The organism is Streptomyces sp. Ac-502, assembly GCF_045222935.1.
GTDB classification, from domain to species: Bacteria; Actinomycetota; Actinomycetes; order Streptomycetales; family Streptomycetaceae; genus Streptomyces; species Streptomyces monomycini.
In genome coordinates this window covers 6,163,745-6,180,973 of the sequence record NZ_JBHFFO010000001.1, presented here as the reverse complement: position 1 = coordinate 6,180,973, position 17,229 = coordinate 6,163,745, and the positions used below count along the sequence as shown (strand labels likewise).

The following is a 17,229-nucleotide window of genomic DNA, read 5'->3' as shown; positions in this document are numbered from 1 at the left end:
CGACGACCAGAAGGTCTTGCTGCAGGCAACACGCTAGACAACACAACGCTTGACCGAACAGCCCGCGCCGGCTGAGCGCCTGGTCCGCGATGGTGGCACCCCGGACCACTGCATCCGCCTCGGTTCCCCGAGGCCGGAGGCACACGGCTCTGGGCCACACCGATGCCAAGAGCACCTGCCGCCGGGCCGATGACACGGCGGCCCTTCGGGCAGAGAGAACTTGACCGGGCCAAAGCCGTACAGGTCTCGCTCACCCCCTCCCCAGGCCCCCTGTGCTCGCGGCGGGCTGCAATCGAACCCGAGGGCAACGCTGACCCCTGCGAGACAGCACCCCTCGGGTTCGTGAGTCACTGGCTTCGAGATTCCTGGAACCCGTCGGATTCCGGTGGGCGGCACCGCCATCATTGCGATTCGCACCGCCACCAGCTCCCTGACCAGCCTCGTCCGACAGATCAACTACCTCAACGAAGAGAGCCTGTTCGTCGGGGACCTGGAGCACATTCAGGACGAGGCCGACCGACGCGCCATCCCCACCACGGGCCGCCCGTACCCGAGCACGTCGACGGGGTCCGCTTCGAGAAGATGTCCTTCACCTATCCGGGCAAGGACAACAAACCCGCGCTCGACGGCGTGGACCTGCATATCCCGGCCGGTGCGACGGTGGCTTTGGTCGGGGAGAACGGTTCCGGCAAGTCCACCGCCGCCAAGCTCCTCGCCGGCCTCTACCTTCCCGATGAGGGCCAGGTCCTGGTCGGCGGCGTACCCACGAGCGAGATCGAGCGGCAAGCCTGGTTCTCCCGCATCGCCAACGTCTCCCAGGACTTCTACCACTGGCCGCTGACCGCCCGCATGAACGTCGCGATCGGCCGCACCGACGCGGACCCGGCCGAAGAACGGCTCACGGCCGGGGTGCGGCACGCGGACGCCGAGGACCTGATCGAGGACCTGCCACGCGGCTGGGACACCCTGCTGGCCCGCGGCTACCAGGACGGCCATAGCTTGTCAGGCGGGCAGTGGCAGAAGCTCGGGATCGCTCGCGCCCACTTCCGAGCCGGGCAGATCCTCGTGGTGGACGAGCCGACCGCCGCGCTCGACGCCAAAGCCGAGCAGCAGGCGTTCACCAGAATCCGGGCCCTGGCCGCCGGCGGGCAGACCGTCGTGCTCATCACCCACCGCCTGCACTCCGTACGCTCCGCCGACCTCATCTACCTCATGGAAGACGGCCGGGTAGCCGAGTCCGGCACGTTCGCTGAGCTGATGGACCCGGCTACGGTCCCGGACGGCAGGTTTCGGGACATGTACGAGATTCAGCGTGCCCAGTTCGCCTCAGACGATGATGAGCGCGCCGTGCCGCTCCAGAAGGGCCCAACGGTCACATGAGAAAATGGCCAATGCCCCTGGGCGCCCGGCTCCCAATACGCCGGAAAGTTCCTACCTCGCACGCCGTCCCAGTGTCGGAAGGCCGCCCGATACGGCGCGCACACTCCGTGAGGGAAAACGCTCCTCGTACCCATCTGACGACCGAGGCGTCGCGCAGGTCTCGCTGAGCCTACGGCGTCGCTTCAGGCTGGTCCGGGTCAGCGCGCGCTCGTATGCCGCCTCCCACCGCCGGTGCCAGCCCGGGTCCGCTGGGACTCGAACCGACACGAGGCGTCCCTGCTCTGCGTGGAAGGCCACTCGCCCTTCGGACACATAAAGCTGGATGGCCTGCCCTGCCTGAAGGACACGCGGGATCCGCCGTAGCTGCACGAAGTCCCTCGGGAAGACGAGTCTCTTCCGACTACCGCTTCCGCGCTCAAACGAGACGGTCGGGTTGGCGCCCGACCAGGTTAACCAGCACGGCACCATGGGCGGCCTCTCAGCCCTTTGGCTCATATTTCGACCCATGCGGGCAGTCTGCCCCGTCTGTACGTCACGGGCCAGGGCCAAGTTGATCACACGGCCACGTTGAACAGCTCCGCCCCGGAGTCGGGGCGGAGCTGGGTCCGAGAGCAGCCAGCAGCTCGGATGGATGGATACCGCTCACGCTACGGCAGCCAAGGAGGCGCCGATGCGCCGGACAGACTCGGGCTGATGGGCGTCCGCGTCGCGGACAGCGTCGCCGCCTGCCCCACCGGCCATGCCCACAAGGCGCTTCGGACGCACAGCGTCTAGCTGAACTTCAGCTTCAGTCGGCAAGGCGGCCTCACCCAGTTCAGCCGTGCCGACGACAGCCCAGTGTCCGCCGTCTTCACAGGCCGGGCCCCGGCCCGCTCCAAGGAAGACGTCATCAGGAGCACAGTGGTCGCCCTGCGCCGCTGACCGGGCCACGCGATCGGACTGCCCGTCAGCACCCGTCCCGGCCTCCGCACGCCGGTGCATACGCCCCGGCGTGCGGGTGGCCTTCGCCTTCGGCGCCGTTGGCGGGTGCGGGGTGGGCGGGTGTTCGTGGCGGGGTGGGGCACTCGTACGGCAGGACCACGACACCGGGAGCCGGTCATGCAGATGCTTTCCCCTCTTCAGCGCGTCCTGCGGGCCGAGTACCTGCTGCCGCCCGCTGCGCGCTCCGCGTCCTGGGCCCGGCGCCTGACCGGCTTATACCTGGACCGGCCCGGGTCCGCCTGCCGCCTGGTCGATACGGACGCCGCCCAGCTGGTGGTCACCGAGCTGGTCTCCAACGCCACCCGCCATGCTCGCAGCGACTGCCGTCTGCGCCTGTGCGGCGGGGGCGGGTTTCTGAGCATCGAAGTCCACGACGACGACCCGGCGCACCCCCGGGCCCGTCCGGCCACCGCGGACGAGGAGGGCGGCCGCGGCCTGTTTCTCGTCGACGCGCTGTCGACGGACCTGGCCGTCCTCGACGACCCCGGCGGCGGCAAGACCGTCCGCGCCACCCTCGGCGCAGCCTAGCCCGCAGCCTCGTGCGTGCACCGCCGCGCTGGCGGAAGCGCCGTCGAGGCGTGCCGGGGAAGGCAAGGGGCGCGAGAGCGGGCGGGGGTTCCGGTCTCGCGCCCGGTCACTGCCGGTCTTCGGCGGCGACCTTCGGCTCCTCCGCGGGGAGCTTTAAGGGCAGCTTGCCACGGCCTGTCAGCAAGGTCCGGCCCGATCCCAGCCAACTCGCCCGACACCCTGCGTCCCGGCGGCGCCCCGGCCTGCCGGGCACGGGCACCGCCAGAGGCCGAGGCCGGCACCGGCGGCCTCCAGGAGGTGCCCGGCGAGTGCCGGTTCGGCCCGGAGCACGCCCTGTCGTGCGCGCGCGGCACATGACTTACCCCGGTGTTCGCCGAGACAAGGACAACCAGCACATGAAGCCCGGCTTTGATGCGGTGCGCCTGGTGCACGCCGCCGCCCGCCCGCACGACCACGCGCAACTGCCCCGGCGGCTGTGCACGGCGCTGCGCCAAGGTCTGCCGGTGGACGAGGTGGCCCTGTGCCTGTTCACCAGCCGGGAGTGCCGCCAGCTGCTGGGCGCCTGCGGCCCGGCGGCGCTGCGCCTGGAAGAGGTTCAGTTCGAGACCGGCGAAGGCCCCGGGACCGAGGCGGCAGCCACCGGCCGGCCGGTTCTCTACCCGGACCTGCGCGCCCGGCCGATGCCCTACCCCTTCTTCGCGCCGCGCCTGCACGAGGAAGCCGCACACGTCGCCGCCGTCTACGCCTTCCCCTCACCCTCGGCTCCCACATCCTCGGCACCGCACAGTGCCTGCGCTACCGGCCGCACCGCCTGGACGCGACGGTCCTGGCCCACACCGCCGCAGCCCTGGAGGTGACCGCGGGCGCCATCGCCGACTTCTGCCTGCCCCGCCTCGCGGCCGGCGAGGCCCTGCCGTGGGAGCCTGCCGAAACCCTGGACGCGCACTGGGAGACCACCTACCGGGCCAGCGGTCTGCTGGCCGACCTTCTGGATACCTCGGTCACCGACGCCTTCGCCCGCCTGCGCGCCATCGCCTTCACCACCGGACGCCCGCTGCCCGTCCTCGCGCAGGACATCCTCAGCAGCCGGGACGCGCCCCGGCGAGAGTGAACCCGGGCAGTGGTTATGCAGGTGAACAGCAGAGGCGTCTGTCGCTGGGTGTGCTGCTCCCGTTGAGGGTCTGGATGCGCATATCGGTGCACAAGGTCAAGCTGTATGTGGCGATCCGTCGTGGCCGCCGTGCCCGGCCGGGCAGCCGGACTCGTGTGGCTCGGGCCCATGTTGGGGCTCAGGTTTCAGGGGGTGGGGGTCTTGTCGGTGTCCGGGGGCGGCAGGGTGGTGGTGCTGTTGACGATGTCGCGGGCGAGGTCGACCAGGCGCAGGTGGTGGTGGCGGGCGTGGGCGCGCAGGTGGTGGAAGGCGGTGTCGGGGTCGGTTTCGTGGCGGGCGGTCAGGAAGCCTTTGGCCTGTTCGATGATGGTGCGGGTGTCCAGGGCTTTTTCGAGCTGGGCGCGGACGGTGCGGTGTTCATCGAGGGCGCTTTGCAGCAGCAGGGAGATGGCGGTGGCGTCGGCCAGGGCCCGGGCGGTGTCCCGGTCCTCCGCCGGCAGCGGGCCGGGGGTGCGGCGGAAGAGGTTGAGCACGCCCTGGACAACCGCACCGTCATCGAACAGGCCAAAGGGTTCCTCACTGCCCGCCACCCCACCGACCCCGACACCGCCTTCCGCCGCATACGCGCCCACGCCCGCCACCATCACCTGCGCCTGACCGACCTCTGCCGCGACATCGTCGACGGCACCGTCACCCTCCCCCGCCCGCGGGCACCGCAACCGCGTGACGGCGTACGCGCCGCGACGCCCCGGGCCGTCATCCGGCAGAGCCCGCTGCCAGGAGCCGACACCGAGGCGGATACCAGCCGAATATGCGTGCCGACACCCGGCGCCAAGTGGGCGGCCTCGAAGGCGCGTAGCGTCGGGGGCAGCCGGGTGCCGAACCCCCGCAGTCGGTCAGGCTGCCCGGCATCCCAGACCCTGACTCCGGGTGGCCGCCCCCGTGCCAGGAACGGCCCGCATCCAGCGCCACGCCGGCCCCCAGAGTCCGCTTCCACACCGTCTGCCTCTGCTCACGTGTCTCGGCACGTCGTCGTGGGTGCCTCGCAACCGCCGGGCCCCTTGCACGCTCGGGCAGGATGAAGGGCCGGTGCCGGTGCCCGGGGCAGCCTCATCAGGAAGACGCGTCGCTGTTCTTCCGCCGGCCGGCGCGGGCCGCCGCGAGGGTGCGCTGGTTGTTGCCGCTCATGCGCTGTGCGTCCAGGCGGGAGACGGCCGCGGCGGCACTCAACGCCGAAGCCCGGACACCGGCTTCCCGGGCCGCCTGGTACATCCGTTCGGCCCTGCGCCGCATGAGAGCCTGCCTGACCAGCCTCGTATCCACATGCCTCACCATCCTTGACCTCTCCAGTGTGACCTGCGCCCAGCGGAACCCACAGGGGCAACCTGATGTGGCGGCCTGTACCCTGGTACTGGCGAGGCGGTAGGAGTCGGTGCCGGTCTCGACGACGTTGCCGCCGAAGGTGAACCTTAGATGAAGGTGCTGGCGCGGCCCCTACAGCTGCACACGGCAGGGTGAACAGCTGAACTCACCTCACATCACTGTCATCCCCCAGGTGCTTCACCGGATGGCGCTTCGGGTCCGGGCGAAGCCGCCCGGGCCCGAAGTCCGGCGTTAGCGGGAGAGCCGCAGGCAGCCGAGCCGAAGCGGGCTGCCTGTATCGCTGCCGCACGAGGTCTGAACGGTGGCGACCGCCCACCGGGGCCTGCCAGCCGGCCCCGGCGCACATGCCCCGACCGGGCCGCCGGGCATCTACCGATCAAGGTACAGAACGGGTAGCCGCACCCTCCGCGCCCAAACCGAAGAACCCAACCGATCACGCCGCGGCCCTGTCCCCACGCCCCGCGTCCTGCCCGGTTCTCGACCTCGGTCCGCACCCGGGCCAGGGCCCGGGTGAGCAGCCGCGAGACGTGCATCTGGGACACGCCCAGCTCGGCGGCGATGGCGCTCTGCGTCATGTCCTCGAAGAACCGCCAGTACAGGATGCGGCGTTCACGCTCCGGCAGCCGGGCCAGGGCGGGCTTGACCGCTTCCCGGTCCTCGATCAGGCCGAAGCGGCCGTCGGCCGAGCCAAGGGTGTCCAGGAGGGTGTAGTCGTCGTTGTCGCCGCCGCGGTCCAGGGCCACGTCCAGCGACAGCGACCGGTAGCTCTCCAGCGCCTCCAGCCCTCGCACCACGTCCTCCTCCGCAAGCCGGGCATGCCCGGCGATCTGCGCGACGGTGGGCGACCGGCCGTCCAGGGACGTGCTCAGCTCCCGTACGGCCTTGCGGACCTTGTTACGCAACTCCTGAGTACGCCGGGGCACATGCACATCCCACGTATAGTCACGGAAGTGTCGCTTGAGCTCGCCGGTGATGGTGGGGATGGCGAACTGCTCGAAGGCGTCGGCCCGCTCGGGGTCGAAGCGGTCCACCGCCTTGACCAGGCCGAGGGCCGCGACCTGCTGAAGATCGTCGAGCTGCTCCCCGCTCGCGCAGCCGAGCGGCTTGGCGGTGCGCCAGCGGCAGCCACGCGGTGATCACATGCTGGCGCAGCCGCTCCTTCCCGGGCCCGTCCGGCAGCGTGACCAGCGCCTGGAACTCTCCGGTGGTTTCCGGGTCGGAGTATGGGCGCTGCTGAGTGCACGCGGTCTTGGTGGTGGCCATCGCCGGCTCTCCTTAGACGCTGGTAGGCGGCTCGCAGGCAGGTAAGTGGCCACTGGCCGGAAACCGGCAGGCTGGCCCTTATGACGGGTGCCTGCGGTTCCGAAGCACTACAGGTCTCCTGACCCGAACGCCGCCCTCCACACGTGCAATCCGGGAATACTTGTGGCGGTGCAGTGCGCATCGGACAGCGAATCGGCTCGCTGCCCGGACCGCCACGCGCTGGGCACCATCAGGCTCTCGGCGAAAGCAGCACCGGGCACCGTTCTCGTCCCGACTGCAGCCGCCGGCCAGCACACCTCACCCGGACAGTGCGTAGAGGATGAACGTGCAGCGGGGCGGCGGCTGGGCACGCCGCCCCGCGGGCTGAACTCCCGGCACCGTACACTTCCCGAGCATGATGGCCATCGCCGACCGGTGCCCTTGACGGGGTCCCGCAGACCCCTCGGCCCGGCTGGGCCATCCGGTGCTTGTTCAGTCCCACTCGCCTCTGCCCGGCCCGGCCATGTTCTTCCACCAAGACGGCGTACCGCGGCGGTGCGGACGGTCGAGGCGCCAGGGCATCAGATGGGACCATGGGCGTATGCCCGAGATATCCACTTGTGTGACTGAGCGATTGGCTATAGCGGTTAGTTGGGGAGTCGTTTCGCGATGAGTGCGGGTGTCGCGTTCTGACCGGCATTGCGGTGTCGGCTTGCTTTGATGTCAGCCGGACTCTTGCGGAGGGACGGCGGGGTGTGCTTCTACGGCTGTGGGCGCAGGTCGAGCGGTGCACGTCGACCTCAAGTCCCACGTGTGCTGACCGACACCTGGAGGGATCCGCCTGCATCTGTCCATGGACCGGTCCGCTCGCGGGCCCCGGGCAAGGTCGGTACGGCGAGTGGCTGGGCCACGAGGGTACGGCGTCGTCGGCAGGGGCGTCGGCAGGCCGGACGTATGCGGGCACCGTGCGGTGCGGCGGTGGGCTGAGCCGCAGAAAGGGCCGTGTTTTGCCGCAGCTCCCGGGCGGCGCTTTGGGCAGACGGGTGTGGAAGGATCCGGAACGCACGCACCCGCTCGTGACGAAGACGTCCGCTCCGGCCCCGGCCAGACCTGTGTGGTCTCGGACCTGCCGTTGCTCTTGTGGGGCGGCAGGTGCGCCGGCGCCTGGGCTTGGCTCCCGGGTCACCTGGACCCTGTGCCGGTCGGCAAGCCGCCGCACTCTTCGCTTCAGACTGTCCCGGACATGCCGGGGCGTCCGTTTCCCACAGGAGTCTCCTGTGTCCGTCACCACCGTTCGACCGAATCGATTACGTTCCCCGCGCAGCCGCGCCTTGCGGCGCGTCCTGGCGCTGTTCGGCGGGCTGCTGCTGGCCCTGTCCGGGACGCTGGCCATCGCCCCGGGGGCCGCGGCCCGCCCTTCCGCGGTGAATCTCACGCTGTCCGGGCCCACCGACTCGGCCGACCCGGTGCAGGCCGGAATGAGCTACACGTACAACTACACGCTGTCCGCGGACAATGACGTCTTCGGCGTGGAGACGTCCCTGACCCTGTCCGGAGCTTCGGCGACCATCACCGCCGCCACATCCGACATGGGCCCGTGCACCTTCACCGCGACAACCGCCTCCTGCACTGGCGAGATCTTCCTCCCGGACAGCAGGTCCGTCGCGGTGACGGTCACGCCCAACGCCGCGGGCACCGTGACCGCTGATGTGTTCGCCACCGGCTCCGACGCGAACGACGTCGACGGCTCGCAGTCGACCACGATCGAGAGCAGTGGTCCCCCTGCACCATCACCGGCACCAGCGGGGATGACACCCTGACTGGCACCAACGGCGACGACGTCATCTGCGGCCTGGGCGGCAACGACACCATCACCGCCGGCAACGGCAACGACACCGTCCTGCCGGGCCCGGGCAACGACACCGCCAGCGGCGGCAACGGCACCGACACCCTCACCGACCACAACGGCACCGACACCCTCAGCGGCAACAACGGTGACGACAGCATCGACGTGGCGGACACCATCGCCGGCGACACCGCCGACGGCGGCAACGGCGTCGACACCTGCACCACCGACCCCGGCGACACCAGCATCAGCTGCTGAACCCAGACCCGCGCCCGAAACGCCACAGCATCGGCGCCCCGCCCCCGGACTACCAGAGGGTGCGGGGCGCCCGCATGCCCGGCGGAGCTGTCACCTCTTACCGAACCGCCGAGCCTGGCCCCTGGCGCTCTGCCTTCATGACGCTCGCGGAGGCAGTCGCGCACAGTGCGGCGAGTCACCGGACCGACTAAAGCGGCATCAAAAGTCATCGCGATTGATCATGCCAAGACGCGCTCAACGACTCCCCAACACACCGCGAAACGGCATCCGCTCAGACCTCCACAGCCAGAGCGATGGCCGCTGGCTCCGTCCGCTGCGACCGACTGGCTCCATGAGCTGTGCGGGGACGGCGTGACCGGATTCATGCCGCCGGCGATGCCCGACGCCGCCTGGGTTCTCGACGCCATGTACGAGCACGAACATGGCCCGGCGGACATGTCGCACCACGAGTACCACCAGGCTCGGCTGGCTGACGGAAGCATCGAGCCGCACGTCGTGGCGGGCATCAACCTCGACGCCGAGTCGGTCGCCACCGGTGGAGGGCTGGGCCGCGCCGAGCACCCGGGCCCCGGCTGGCGGCGTCTGCGCTGGGCGGCCCTCGCGCGCCGCACCGGTGACCCGATCGTCCCCGAGGGGCTGCTGTCCTGCTACCGCTGCTTCCCTTCGGCCACGAAGGATGGCAGCTGGCCACTGAGCATCGCCCCGCCGACCGAAGGCAGCATGGACCGCGAGACCTGGGACCAGTTGATCGCCCCCTTATCGAGCACAGCCCGGACGGCGCGGACACTGCCTGCTTTGCCTACTACAACCCGCTGATGGCGGGCTGCGACTTCGAGAACCTGCACGTGCGCGCCGGCCGCCTCGACGACGCCGTGATGCTGTACGACAACCCCGGGATCGATTTCAGCCCGTCCAACCTGTGGGCCGCCGACCGCTCCTGGTTGCTGTGCACCGACTACGACCTGTGGGCCATCAAGGTCTCCGGGCCGCGCGCCCTCATCGACGCGCTGCTGCACGACAGTGAGCTCGAAGCCATACGGCTGGCCAACGACTCCACCGAACCAGCAGGCCAGGCGTTGCCTTCGCGCACCTAGGCTCCGAATCATGAGCACGTCTGATCAGCACCACCGCGTCCGTATATCCGCCGCACCCGAGCGGCCCGCCGTCATCGAGGTGGACGGCCACGATGTCGCGTCGTCGGTGGAGGCGTACCGGATCACGCAGACCGTGGACGAGGGGCCCCAGGTGACGCTGTACGTGGCCAAGGGCTGGAACGGGGTGCGGTTCGAGGGCCTGGCCGACGTGGTGGTCGAGCCAGCGGATGTGCGGCACGTCGTGGCCGGGTTCCTGGATGCGGTGGACTGGCGCAAGCTCGATGAAGCCGTACTCGGCCGCGATGATCTCGACGGTGGGCCGGGGGAGCTGACACGCGGGATGCTGGCGCAGCTGCGGGAGTGGGCGCTGAGTGCTTGATCTGCACGGTGTCGCCCGGTTCGCCGAGCGGCGCCTGATGCCGGACACCGTGCTTGTCACCCGCGAGGTCGGCGAGGACGTTCTCGATCCCGCCACAGGCGCCCTCATGCCTGCTCCTCCGCTGGTGGTGCACTCGGGCAAGGCCGGGTTGTACGGGCACCAGGAGCGGATCCGCAGCCAGGCCAGCCACGAAGGTGCGTGGGTCGAAGAGGTGCGGGCCGGGTACCGGCTGCTGCTGCCGCTCGATGCGCCCGAACTGCGGGAGGGCGACATGGTGGAGATGGTCGAGGCTCGTGACGAGCAGGCCGCCGGTCGTACGTACCGGGTCGCCGCGCTCGGCGAGGTGTCCTCGGTTCCGGTGCTGCGCACCGTGTGGCTGGAGGAGCACAACCGCAAGGCCGACGCATGAGCGGCGGCGCGTTCACCGACCCCACGGCGCTGGCCGCCGCCCTGGAACGAGGAGCCGCCCAGACGGTGGCCGCGATGCACGCCGTAATGCGGCACCGCGCCCAGGCGCTGGTCGAGCAAGTGCAGCACAACGCCTCCGGACGGCCAGGCCCACGCGTGATCACCGGCAAGTATCGGGCCTCCTGGCGCGCCAACGTCCAGGCCGCCGGCCCAGTGGTCGTCGCCGAGGTGGGCACCAGCGCGCCGCAGGCGCGTCGGCTGGAGTTCGGGTTCGTCGGCGCCGACAGCCTCGGCCGGCACTACGCGCAGCCGCCCTTCCCGCACCTGGGACCGGCCGTCGACCAGGCCGGGCCTGTCCTCGTGCGGGAGTTGAACGATGCGGTGAAGAGGTCGCTGTGAACGAACTGGCCGAAGAGATCGAAGCGGCCTTGGCGGAGGTCTTCGGCGACTGGGAGCTCGGGCTGCTCGCCCGCGCCGTCGTCATCGCCGAACTCCTGGACGAAGGCGGCGAACGCACCCTGTCCGTGTTCACGACGCCGGGCGTGCCGGACTGGGACACCGTCGGGCTGTGCCGGTACGGGGCCCTGTCCGTCGAAGCCACCGGCCGAGGCTCCTCGGGAGACGACGAATGATCGACCGCGCCGCCGTATCCGAAGCCCTCCGCCGCACACTGGCCGAAGCGACCGGCAGGCCCTGCGGTCTCGGGAAGCTACCGCTTGCCGAAGGACGACCGGCCGAGGTGCCGTACCTGGTGCTGTACCCGCAAGGCGGCCCCGTCGGCGGGGCTCCCTTGGCCGATGCGTCAGAGGATGCGGAACTCCTGTACCAGGTGACAGCCGTCGCCGCCCGTACCGACCAAGCCGAGTGGCTGGCCGACCGAGTAAGGCGCGCGGTTCTCGAACGCACCGCGACTGGCGAATGGCGCTGGACGATTGACGTGCCTGGCGTCGAGGTGTGGGCGCGGGAACTCAAGGCCGACCCCGGCACGGACGACGCGAGCTCCGCCGCGGGTATCGTCAGCTACCCACAACGGTTCGGTCTTGCTGCCAGCGGGTGAGCCTGGGCTTACCGATCTCCACATGCTGCGAATCGCTGCCGCCTCCGGTCAAAGCTTCCGCTTCAGCAGATGACTGGATTCACCGGTCCATTGACCTTCGTGCGTCATTCGAGCCGTATGTCATGGCGACGCGGTTCAGCGCAGCATCCGTCCTGGGCGGCAGCCACCGGTTCATGTCGTGCGCCCACGCGGCGAGCTCCTCATCGCTCGGCGATCGGCGGCGATAAAGAGGGTCGCCGACACCTTCACAGTCCATCCAGCCACTCCCGTGTCGGTCCATATGCCCATGCCCGACGTGGTGGTCAGGCAGCACACACGGCTCACTACTCCCATCCCGCCCAGGCACACCGCACCTGCCGCCGCAGCTCTCGATCGTGGCGCCCAGCTCTCCCCACGCAGCGGGTGGGAAGTCAAAGTCCTTCGCCGGGAAGTCGTGCAGGTATGAGCAGCCTGGCCACTCGCGTACCGAAACCCAGTCCGGGCGGCCATCATCTCGATACCGGAACTGAATGTGTGCAGCGGTGTGATCTGTGATTACGACTTCTAGCCCCCGATGCAGCCCCTTTGAATGCACCTTCGGAAAGGTTCCAGCCGACATGTTCGCGTCCTTCCGATCCAGTTTCACGGAGCCTGGCAGACGCCGGATAGCGGGCCTCTCCTTGCGCCGTGAAGGAGCAAAATCGACCACCTATGTTGGTTAGAGCTACGTCGGGCGCCAACGTGTGCGCCGATCTTGAACGTTTGGTTCGGTGACCCGGTTGGAATAGGTCACCATCTCACCTGCAAGGTGTCTCCTATTCCCACGAACCGCGCTCCGTAGACCAGGAGTCCTTCCGTTCGGCGCAGTATCGTGATCAGTGTGCGATTCGGCGTTCGGCTGCGCTGAGCTGGTCGTGCCCTCACCGCGGAGGCCCTGCGCGGACGCCCACCTGGTTCTTCGGGATGGGCCGGTTCCCCGACACGACGTCGAGGGGCGGGGCCATCCCACCACCGCTTGTTTGGCTGCCGTCCCGGAATCGGACAGCAAGCCTTGCAGGTCAAGAAGTACAGCCGCCGGGGTGTCACCCGTGTTCTGTGGCTGGAGAAGGTCGCCGACGAGGGCAACGTGCCCACCCGCCCGGAGCTGACGGCCGGCACGGATCTGACGAATGCCATCGCGTCCATCGACGGGTGGACGCTCGCCAACCAGCCCATCGAAACCCCGGACCTCGGCAGCACGTTCGAGAGCAGCATCCCCGGCAGCGACAAGGCCGACGACTCCTCGCTGGGGTTCTACGAGGACAAGGTCAGCGACGCGATCGAGCAGTTGCTCACCAAGGACGCGACGGGCTGGGTGGTGTTCCTGCGCAAGGGCGATCTGCCCGGCAACCGGTCCATGGACGTCTTCCCCGTCCGGATCGGCTCCCGGTCCCCGAACTACTCAACCGACAACGAAGCCGCGAAGTTCACCGTGTCGTTCTCGATCACGGAGAAGCCGACACAGGACGCCGAAGTCCCGGCCGCCGGCACCCCGCCGCCGCCGAAGTTCGACAAGTAACCCGGCCCCTCCCCACTCCCGGCCGGGTGAACGCGCAGCGGCGTCCCACCACCACCTCGGCGCCAGCCCGCGGCCCGGCCGGGCCCCGTTCTCCTGGAGTCCTCCATGCCCGGCACCTCCCCTCCCCCACTGCCCCGCCCGCTGAAGCGGTTGCCCGCGACGCGCACTGGGCGCGCAAGCTCGCCCGGCTCCGCGCCCGGCAGCTTCCCGAGTACACGCTGCGGCTGTGTGACGACATCACCGCGAAGAAACGTCTCGACCAGGCGAAGCTGGAGGCCGCACGGCTGCGCATGGCTGAGGTCGAGACCGGCGCCGACCCGGACGAGGTCGAGCGCGCCGAAGTGGAGCTGAAGGAGGCGAAGGCCGCGTACGAGGCGGCGTCGCTGTCGCTGACGTTTCGGGCGCTGCCGCGTCCGGTGCTGGACGGGCTGATCCGGCGGTGCCCGCCGACGGAGCAGCAGGCCGAGGACGGCGACGCCTGGAACCCCGAGACGTTCCCCGCCGCCCTGGTCGCCGCCGCCCACATCGAGCGGGACGAGTCCGGGACTGCGGTCGAGGGTTTGTCCGAGGAAGATGCCCAGGATCTGCTGGACGCGTGGCCGGCGGGTGAGGCGAACGCGCTGTTCGCGGCGGCGTGGCAGGCCCAGCAGATCAGCCGGGCCAATACGGAGGAGCTGGGAAAAGACTGATCGCGGACGCGCAGCTTCGGGCGGAGCTGGAGCTGTGCGACCGCTACCGGATTCCGCATTCCTTCTTCCTCGGCGCCGGGGACGGCCGCTGGTCCCAGACGGACCGGACCAAGGCGCTGGCGTTCGAGGCGTACCGGCGCAGCGTGTGTGAGCAGTGCGGCACCCGGGCCGCGGAGTGGGACGAGGAGCAGGGCGGTGACCGGTACGCGTACGTGAGCACCACGGTGCGGTGCGTGGGCTGTGAGCTGATCGCCACGGAGCAGGACCAGGTGCCGGACGGCCCCGACGGCTACGGGGTGCGCATCGGCCTGGTGTCGCGCGAACAGCACCACCACCAGCAGTAGCAGGATTCCTTGGCGGCGTTGGGGCGCCTCCAGGGGTGAAGGGCAGGGCGCGGGGAGTTAGGGCGCCGCCCGGTGTCGAACTACACGCTCAGCGTGCAGATGCGCGCTGATGCGGCGCATCTGCTCTCGCAGGTGCGCCAGGCGTCCCGCGCGATGCGGGACCTGCGGCGCGATACCGACGCCCTGCGCAGCGGCTTGGGCCGCATCGACGGCGGCAGCCGGGCCGCTGCCGTCGGCCTGCGGTCGGTGGGCCGCTCCTCCCACGAGGCCGGGGCCGGGCTGCGGCGGGTCGGCGCGGACGGGCACGCGTCGATGAGCCGCCTGCGGCACGGCGTGCTCTCGGCCCGCCAGGAGCTGCACCACCTTCGCGGCCTCGTCGTCGGCGGCGGCATCGTCGCCGGGTTGGCGGAGATCGCCAAGGAGGGCAACGAGTACCAGCGGTCCATCAACAAGTGGGGCGCGGTCACTGGCGCCTCCGGGACCGAGATGGTCCAGGCCGCGGCCAAGGCCCGCGAGCTCGGTGCGGACCTGACGCTGCCGGGCACGTCGGCGGCCAAGGCCGCGGAGGCGATGCTGGAGCTGGCCAAGGCCGGTCAGACCTCCACCTCGTCGATGGCCAACGCCCGGGCCGCGATGCAGCTCGCCGCCGCGGACAACCTGTCCGCGGCCGATGCCGCCCGCTACCTGGGTGACGTGATGGACCAGTTCGGTCTGTCATCGAACAACGCCGGACGGGCCGCCGACGTTCTCGCCGCGTCGGCGAACGCCGCCTCGGGCGGGCTGCAGGACATCTACTACGCGATGTCCTACACCGGCCCCGTCGCCGCGCAGCTGGGCATTTCGATCGAGGACTGCTCGGCGGCGGTGGCGATGCTGGCCCGCTCGGGCATCCTCGGCTCCAAAGCAGGAACGTCCCTGCGCGGGATGCTCACCAACCTCGCCAAGCCCACCGCGGCCGCAAAGCGGGGCCTGGCCGAGCTGAACATCGAAGCGTGGGACTCGCAGGGCAACTTCAAGGGCCTGCGCACGGTGATTGAGGGCTTGGAGAAGGCCCAGCACCGCATGTCCCAGAAGGATTTTCTCGCCGCGGCCTCCGCGGTGGTGGGCAAGCCGGCACTGGCCGGTGCGGCAGCTCTGGCCCACCAGGGCGCCGCGTCCTACGACCAGATGCACACGGCCATCGCTCGTACGGGCGCGGCCGGTGAGATCGCCGCCTCCCAGACCAAGGGCCTGTCGGGTGCGGTCAGCCAGCTCAAGACGCAGTGGTCCAACGCCGGGCAGGTCCTCTACACGGCGGCGGCGCCGGGGCTGGAGAAGGTCACCCGGTTGCTGACGGCCGGGCTCGGCGCTGCCACCCCCACATCGCGTCGGGCCTGGACTACCTGCACGACCTGTACACCCTGGCCCGGCCCGGGCTGGCCAAGGCCGCCTCCGACGAGGTCGACGAGCTGACGGAGTCGTTCTCCGGGCTCGGCAAGCCGATCAAGGACCTTGCCCTCGACACCGTCGCCGCCGGCCTGAACATCCTGGTCAATGTCGGCCGTGCGGGCCTGCGGGTGCTGCGCAACATCGGCGAGGCCGCCTCTCCCGTCGCCGAGGCCATCAGCGACGTGGCGAGCGAGGCGGGCGGCGGAGCGTCGGCGCTGGACATGGTGGTTACGGCCGCGAACCTGGCCAGCCGCGGCTTCGGGGTGCTGTCCGGCGTGCTGGTGCCCATCGGGCATGTCATTGCCGCGCTGGTGCACGGCTTCGCGGCGCTGCCGGGCCCGGTGCAGACTGCGATCGCCGCGATGCTGCTGGCGCGCCGGGTCACGCCGATGATGCAGAACCTGGCCCGGACCGTGACCGGTCCGGTGGTCGGGGCGTTCCGGTCGGCCGGGGCGCAGATGCGGGAGCAGCAGCAGCTCGCCGCCGCGAATGGCCGGGAGATCGGCCGCATGGGTGCGGCGTTCGCCGTGCTGGAGAACCGGGTGCCGGTCGTGGGCCGGATGGCATCGGCGTTCCGCTCCGCCAATGGCCCGGCCTCCGGTCTGGCCCGCTCGCTCGGGGCCGGGCTCGGCGGTGCGGCGCGTGGCCTGATGGGGGCGCTGGGCGGGCCGTTCGGTGTGGCGATCGCCGGGGCCGGGGTGGGGCTGTCGATGCTGGCCGACCGGCAGCAGCAGGCCGCGCAGGAGGCGGCCGAGCACCAGCAGCGCATCAGCACGCTGACGCAGGCGTTGCGGGAGTCGAACGGGGCGATCACCGACAGCGTGCGGGCGACGGCCGCGCAGTCGGTCATGGACACCAAGGTGTTCGACGGCAAGAGCCGCCTGGTCGATGTGATGCGCGGCGCCGGGGTGAGCGTACGGCAGCTGACCGACGCCTACCTGGGGCAGAACGGCGGGCTGGAGGCGCTGGAGCGCAGTCTGCGGCTGACCGCGAGCGCCAACAGTGACATGCAGTACACGGCGGCGGGCGCGTTTCGCACGTACTCGGAGAAGGGGCAGGCCGCCTACGACGCGGCCAAGGCGCTCGGTTCGGTCAAGGGCGAGATGAGCCAGGCCGCCAAGGACGCCCGGGACCTGGCCGATGCGACCGGGCGCAGCGGTTCGGGGGCGAGTGCGGCGCTGGGCCCGTTCGGGAAGTTCTCCGACGCGATGCGGCGTCTGTCCGACACCACCTCGGACGCCGACAGCCGGGCCCGCGCCCTGCACGACGCCCTCAACGTTCTGGCCGGCGGGTCGGTGAACCTGTCGGCCGCCCAGGCCAGGCTGAACAAGGCGGTCTCGGACGCGAAGGACTCGCTCAAGGGCGGCGTGAATGAGGCGGACGGGTACCGCGATGCGCTGCTGAACGTGGACGGTTCGCTGTCCACGGTCACCCGCAACGGCCAGAAGCTCTACGACACCCTCCAGGGCCTGTCCACCAACTCCGCCGACGCGGCTCAGGCCGCGTACGAGTTCGCGCAGTCGCAGGGCAAGAGCGTGCCGGAGTCGCTGAAGGCTGCGCAGGC

The 17,229-nt window shown here is 70.3% G+C and carries 19 protein-coding genes and 2 pseudogenes; 18 read left to right on the top strand and 3 right to left on the bottom strand.

Going from position 1 to position 17,229, the window contains the following annotated elements; genetic code table 11:
- Positions 1–582 precede the first annotated feature (582 nt).
- The 4 genes from ACEXOX_RS28200 (at position 583) to ACEXOX_RS28185 (ending at position 4,000) form a co-directional block, all read left to right on the top strand.
- Entirely contained in the window at positions 583–1,380 is a 798-nt protein-coding gene (locus ACEXOX_RS28200) for an ATP-binding cassette domain-containing protein (RefSeq protein ID WP_406523963.1), read from the top strand.
- 1,098 nt (positions 1,381–2,478) lie between these two features.
- Positions 2,479–2,889 (top strand): ATP-binding protein, encoded by a 411-nt coding sequence (locus ACEXOX_RS28195; RefSeq protein WP_406523962.1) that lies wholly within the window; start codon positions 2,479–2,481, stop codon positions 2,887–2,889.
- 395 nt (positions 2,890–3,284) lie between these two features.
- Entirely contained in the window at positions 3,285–3,746 is a 462-nt protein-coding gene (locus ACEXOX_RS28190) for a hypothetical protein (RefSeq protein ID WP_406523961.1), read from the top strand.
- On the top strand, positions 3,743–4,000 hold the full coding sequence (locus ACEXOX_RS28185; protein WP_406523960.1) for an ANTAR domain-containing protein: 258 nt from the start codon (positions 3,743–3,745) through the stop codon (positions 3,998–4,000). Before ACEXOX_RS28190 ends, ACEXOX_RS28185 begins: the two co-directional genes overlap by 4 nt.
- A 185-nt stretch (positions 4,001–4,185) precedes the next feature.
- Here the strand turns inward: ACEXOX_RS28185 and ACEXOX_RS28180 are convergent, their stop codons facing one another.
- Entirely contained in the window at positions 4,186–4,632 is a 447-nt protein-coding gene (locus ACEXOX_RS28180) for an ANTAR domain-containing protein (RefSeq protein ID WP_406523959.1), read from the bottom strand.
- Between ACEXOX_RS28180 and ACEXOX_RS28175 the strand changes: the two genes are divergently transcribed.
- Positions 4,537–5,082 carry an ANTAR domain-containing protein gene (locus tag ACEXOX_RS28175; RefSeq protein WP_406526494.1) on the top strand — a complete coding sequence of 182 codons (546 nt, stop codon included), beginning with the start codon at positions 4,537–4,539 and terminating at the stop codon, positions 5,080–5,082. The genes ACEXOX_RS28180 and ACEXOX_RS28175 overlap by 96 nt on opposite strands.
- A gap of 31 nt (positions 5,083–5,113) precedes the next feature.
- Here the strand turns inward: ACEXOX_RS28175 and ACEXOX_RS28170 are convergent, their stop codons facing one another.
- On the bottom strand, positions 5,114–5,293 hold the full coding sequence (locus tag ACEXOX_RS28170; RefSeq protein WP_406523958.1) for a hypothetical protein: 180 nt from the start codon (positions 5,291–5,293) through the stop codon (positions 5,114–5,116).
- Positions 5,294–5,850: 557 nt separating this feature from the next.
- Positions 5,851–6,646 (bottom strand): annotated as a pseudogene (locus ACEXOX_RS28165) (SigB/SigF/SigG family RNA polymerase sigma factor); the annotation flags it as partial.
- Positions 6,647–7,902: 1,256 nt separating this feature from the next.
- Here ACEXOX_RS28165 and ACEXOX_RS28160 point away from each other — a divergent pair.
- From ACEXOX_RS28160 to ACEXOX_RS28100, 13 genes and pseudogenes are all read left to right on the top strand, one after another.
- A complete protein-coding gene (locus tag ACEXOX_RS28160) occupies positions 7,903–8,445 on the top strand; it encodes a hypothetical protein (RefSeq protein WP_406523957.1) in 543 nt (180 codons plus the stop codon).
- A pseudogene (locus tag ACEXOX_RS28155) lies at positions 8,415–8,624 on the top strand (calcium-binding protein); the annotation flags it as partial. The gene ACEXOX_RS28160 and the pseudogene ACEXOX_RS28155, both read left to right, overlap by 31 nt.
- 480 nt (positions 8,625–9,104) lie before the next feature.
- A complete protein-coding gene (locus ACEXOX_RS28150) occupies positions 9,105–9,545 on the top strand; it encodes a hypothetical protein (RefSeq protein ID WP_406523956.1) in 441 nt (146 codons plus the stop codon).
- On the top strand, positions 9,545–9,823 hold the full coding sequence (locus ACEXOX_RS28145) for a hypothetical protein (RefSeq protein ID WP_406523955.1): 279 nt from the start codon (positions 9,545–9,547) through the stop codon (positions 9,821–9,823). The genes ACEXOX_RS28150 and ACEXOX_RS28145 overlap by 1 nt, the downstream gene beginning before the upstream one ends.
- A 10-nt stretch (positions 9,824–9,833) precedes the next feature.
- A complete protein-coding gene (locus tag ACEXOX_RS28140) occupies positions 9,834–10,202 on the top strand; it encodes a hypothetical protein (RefSeq protein WP_398173933.1) in 369 nt (122 codons plus the stop codon).
- Entirely contained in the window at positions 10,195–10,611 is a 417-nt protein-coding gene (locus ACEXOX_RS28135; RefSeq protein ID WP_406523954.1) for a DUF6093 family protein, read from the top strand. Before ACEXOX_RS28140 ends, ACEXOX_RS28135 begins: the two co-directional genes overlap by 8 nt.
- Complete coding sequence (locus tag ACEXOX_RS28130; RefSeq protein ID WP_406523953.1) at positions 10,608–11,009, top strand: HK97 gp10 family phage protein; 402 nt, start codon at positions 10,608–10,610, stop codon at positions 11,007–11,009. The genes ACEXOX_RS28135 and ACEXOX_RS28130 overlap by 4 nt, the downstream gene beginning before the upstream one ends.
- Positions 11,006–11,242, top strand: a complete 237-nt coding sequence (locus tag ACEXOX_RS28125) for a hypothetical protein (protein ID WP_406523952.1) — start codon at positions 11,006–11,008, stop codon at positions 11,240–11,242. Before ACEXOX_RS28130 ends, ACEXOX_RS28125 begins: the two co-directional genes overlap by 4 nt.
- Positions 11,239–11,667 carry a hypothetical protein gene (locus tag ACEXOX_RS28120; protein ID WP_406523951.1) on the top strand — a complete coding sequence of 143 codons (429 nt, stop codon included), beginning with the start codon at positions 11,239–11,241 and terminating at the stop codon, positions 11,665–11,667. The genes ACEXOX_RS28125 and ACEXOX_RS28120 overlap by 4 nt, the downstream gene beginning before the upstream one ends.
- A gap of 1,030 nt (positions 11,668–12,697) precedes the next feature.
- Positions 12,698–13,204: a hypothetical protein gene (locus tag ACEXOX_RS28115; protein ID WP_406523950.1), complete on the top strand. Its 507-nt coding sequence runs from the start codon at positions 12,698–12,700 to the stop codon at positions 13,202–13,204.
- A gap of 26 nt (positions 13,205–13,230) precedes the next feature.
- The gene (locus tag ACEXOX_RS28110) at positions 13,231–13,893 is read left to right on the top strand and encodes a hypothetical protein (RefSeq protein ID WP_406523949.1); all 663 of its coding nucleotides are present in this window, start codon (positions 13,231–13,233) and stop codon (positions 13,891–13,893) included.
- On the top strand, positions 13,839–14,237 hold the full coding sequence (locus ACEXOX_RS28105; RefSeq protein ID WP_406523948.1) for a hypothetical protein: 399 nt from the start codon (positions 13,839–13,841) through the stop codon (positions 14,235–14,237). Before ACEXOX_RS28110 ends, ACEXOX_RS28105 begins: the two co-directional genes overlap by 55 nt.
- Positions 14,238–14,309: 72 nt before the next feature.
- Positions 14,310–15,689 carry a phage tail tape measure protein gene (locus tag ACEXOX_RS28100; RefSeq protein ID WP_406523947.1) on the top strand — a complete coding sequence of 460 codons (1,380 nt, stop codon included), beginning with the start codon at positions 14,310–14,312 and terminating at the stop codon, positions 15,687–15,689.
- Positions 15,690–17,229 lie beyond the last annotated feature (1,540 nt).

What these genes read in the sequence shown, in the direction of transcription:
- ACEXOX_RS28190 (WP_406523961.1), top strand. Translation starts at nt 3,285, where the DNA reads ATGAAGCCCGGCTTTGATGCGGTGCGCCTGGTGCACGCCGCCGCCCGC.
- ACEXOX_RS28145 (WP_406523955.1), top strand. Translation starts at nt 9,545, where the DNA reads ATGGCGGGCTGCGACTTCGAGAACCTGCACGTGCGCGCCGGCCGCCTC.
- ACEXOX_RS28130 (WP_406523953.1), top strand. Translation starts at nt 10,608, where the DNA reads ATGAGCGGCGGCGCGTTCACCGACCCCACGGCGCTGGCCGCCGCCCTG.
- ACEXOX_RS28170 (WP_406523958.1), bottom strand. Translation starts at nt 5,293, where the DNA reads ATGCGGCGCAGGGCCGAACGGATGTACCAGGCGGCCCGGGAAGCCGGT.
- ACEXOX_RS28195 (WP_406523962.1), top strand. Translation starts at nt 2,479, where the DNA reads ATGCAGATGCTTTCCCCTCTTCAGCGCGTCCTGCGGGCCGAGTACCTG.
- ACEXOX_RS28120 (WP_406523951.1), top strand. Translation starts at nt 11,239, where the DNA reads ATGATCGACCGCGCCGCCGTATCCGAAGCCCTCCGCCGCACACTGGCC.
- ACEXOX_RS28150 (WP_406523956.1), top strand. Translation starts at nt 9,105, where the DNA reads ATGCCCGACGCCGCCTGGGTTCTCGACGCCATGTACGAGCACGAACAT.
- ACEXOX_RS28200 (WP_406523963.1), top strand. Translation starts at nt 583, where the DNA reads ATGTCCTTCACCTATCCGGGCAAGGACAACAAACCCGCGCTCGACGGC.
- ACEXOX_RS28140 (WP_398173933.1), top strand. Translation starts at nt 9,834, where the DNA reads ATGAGCACGTCTGATCAGCACCACCGCGTCCGTATATCCGCCGCACCC.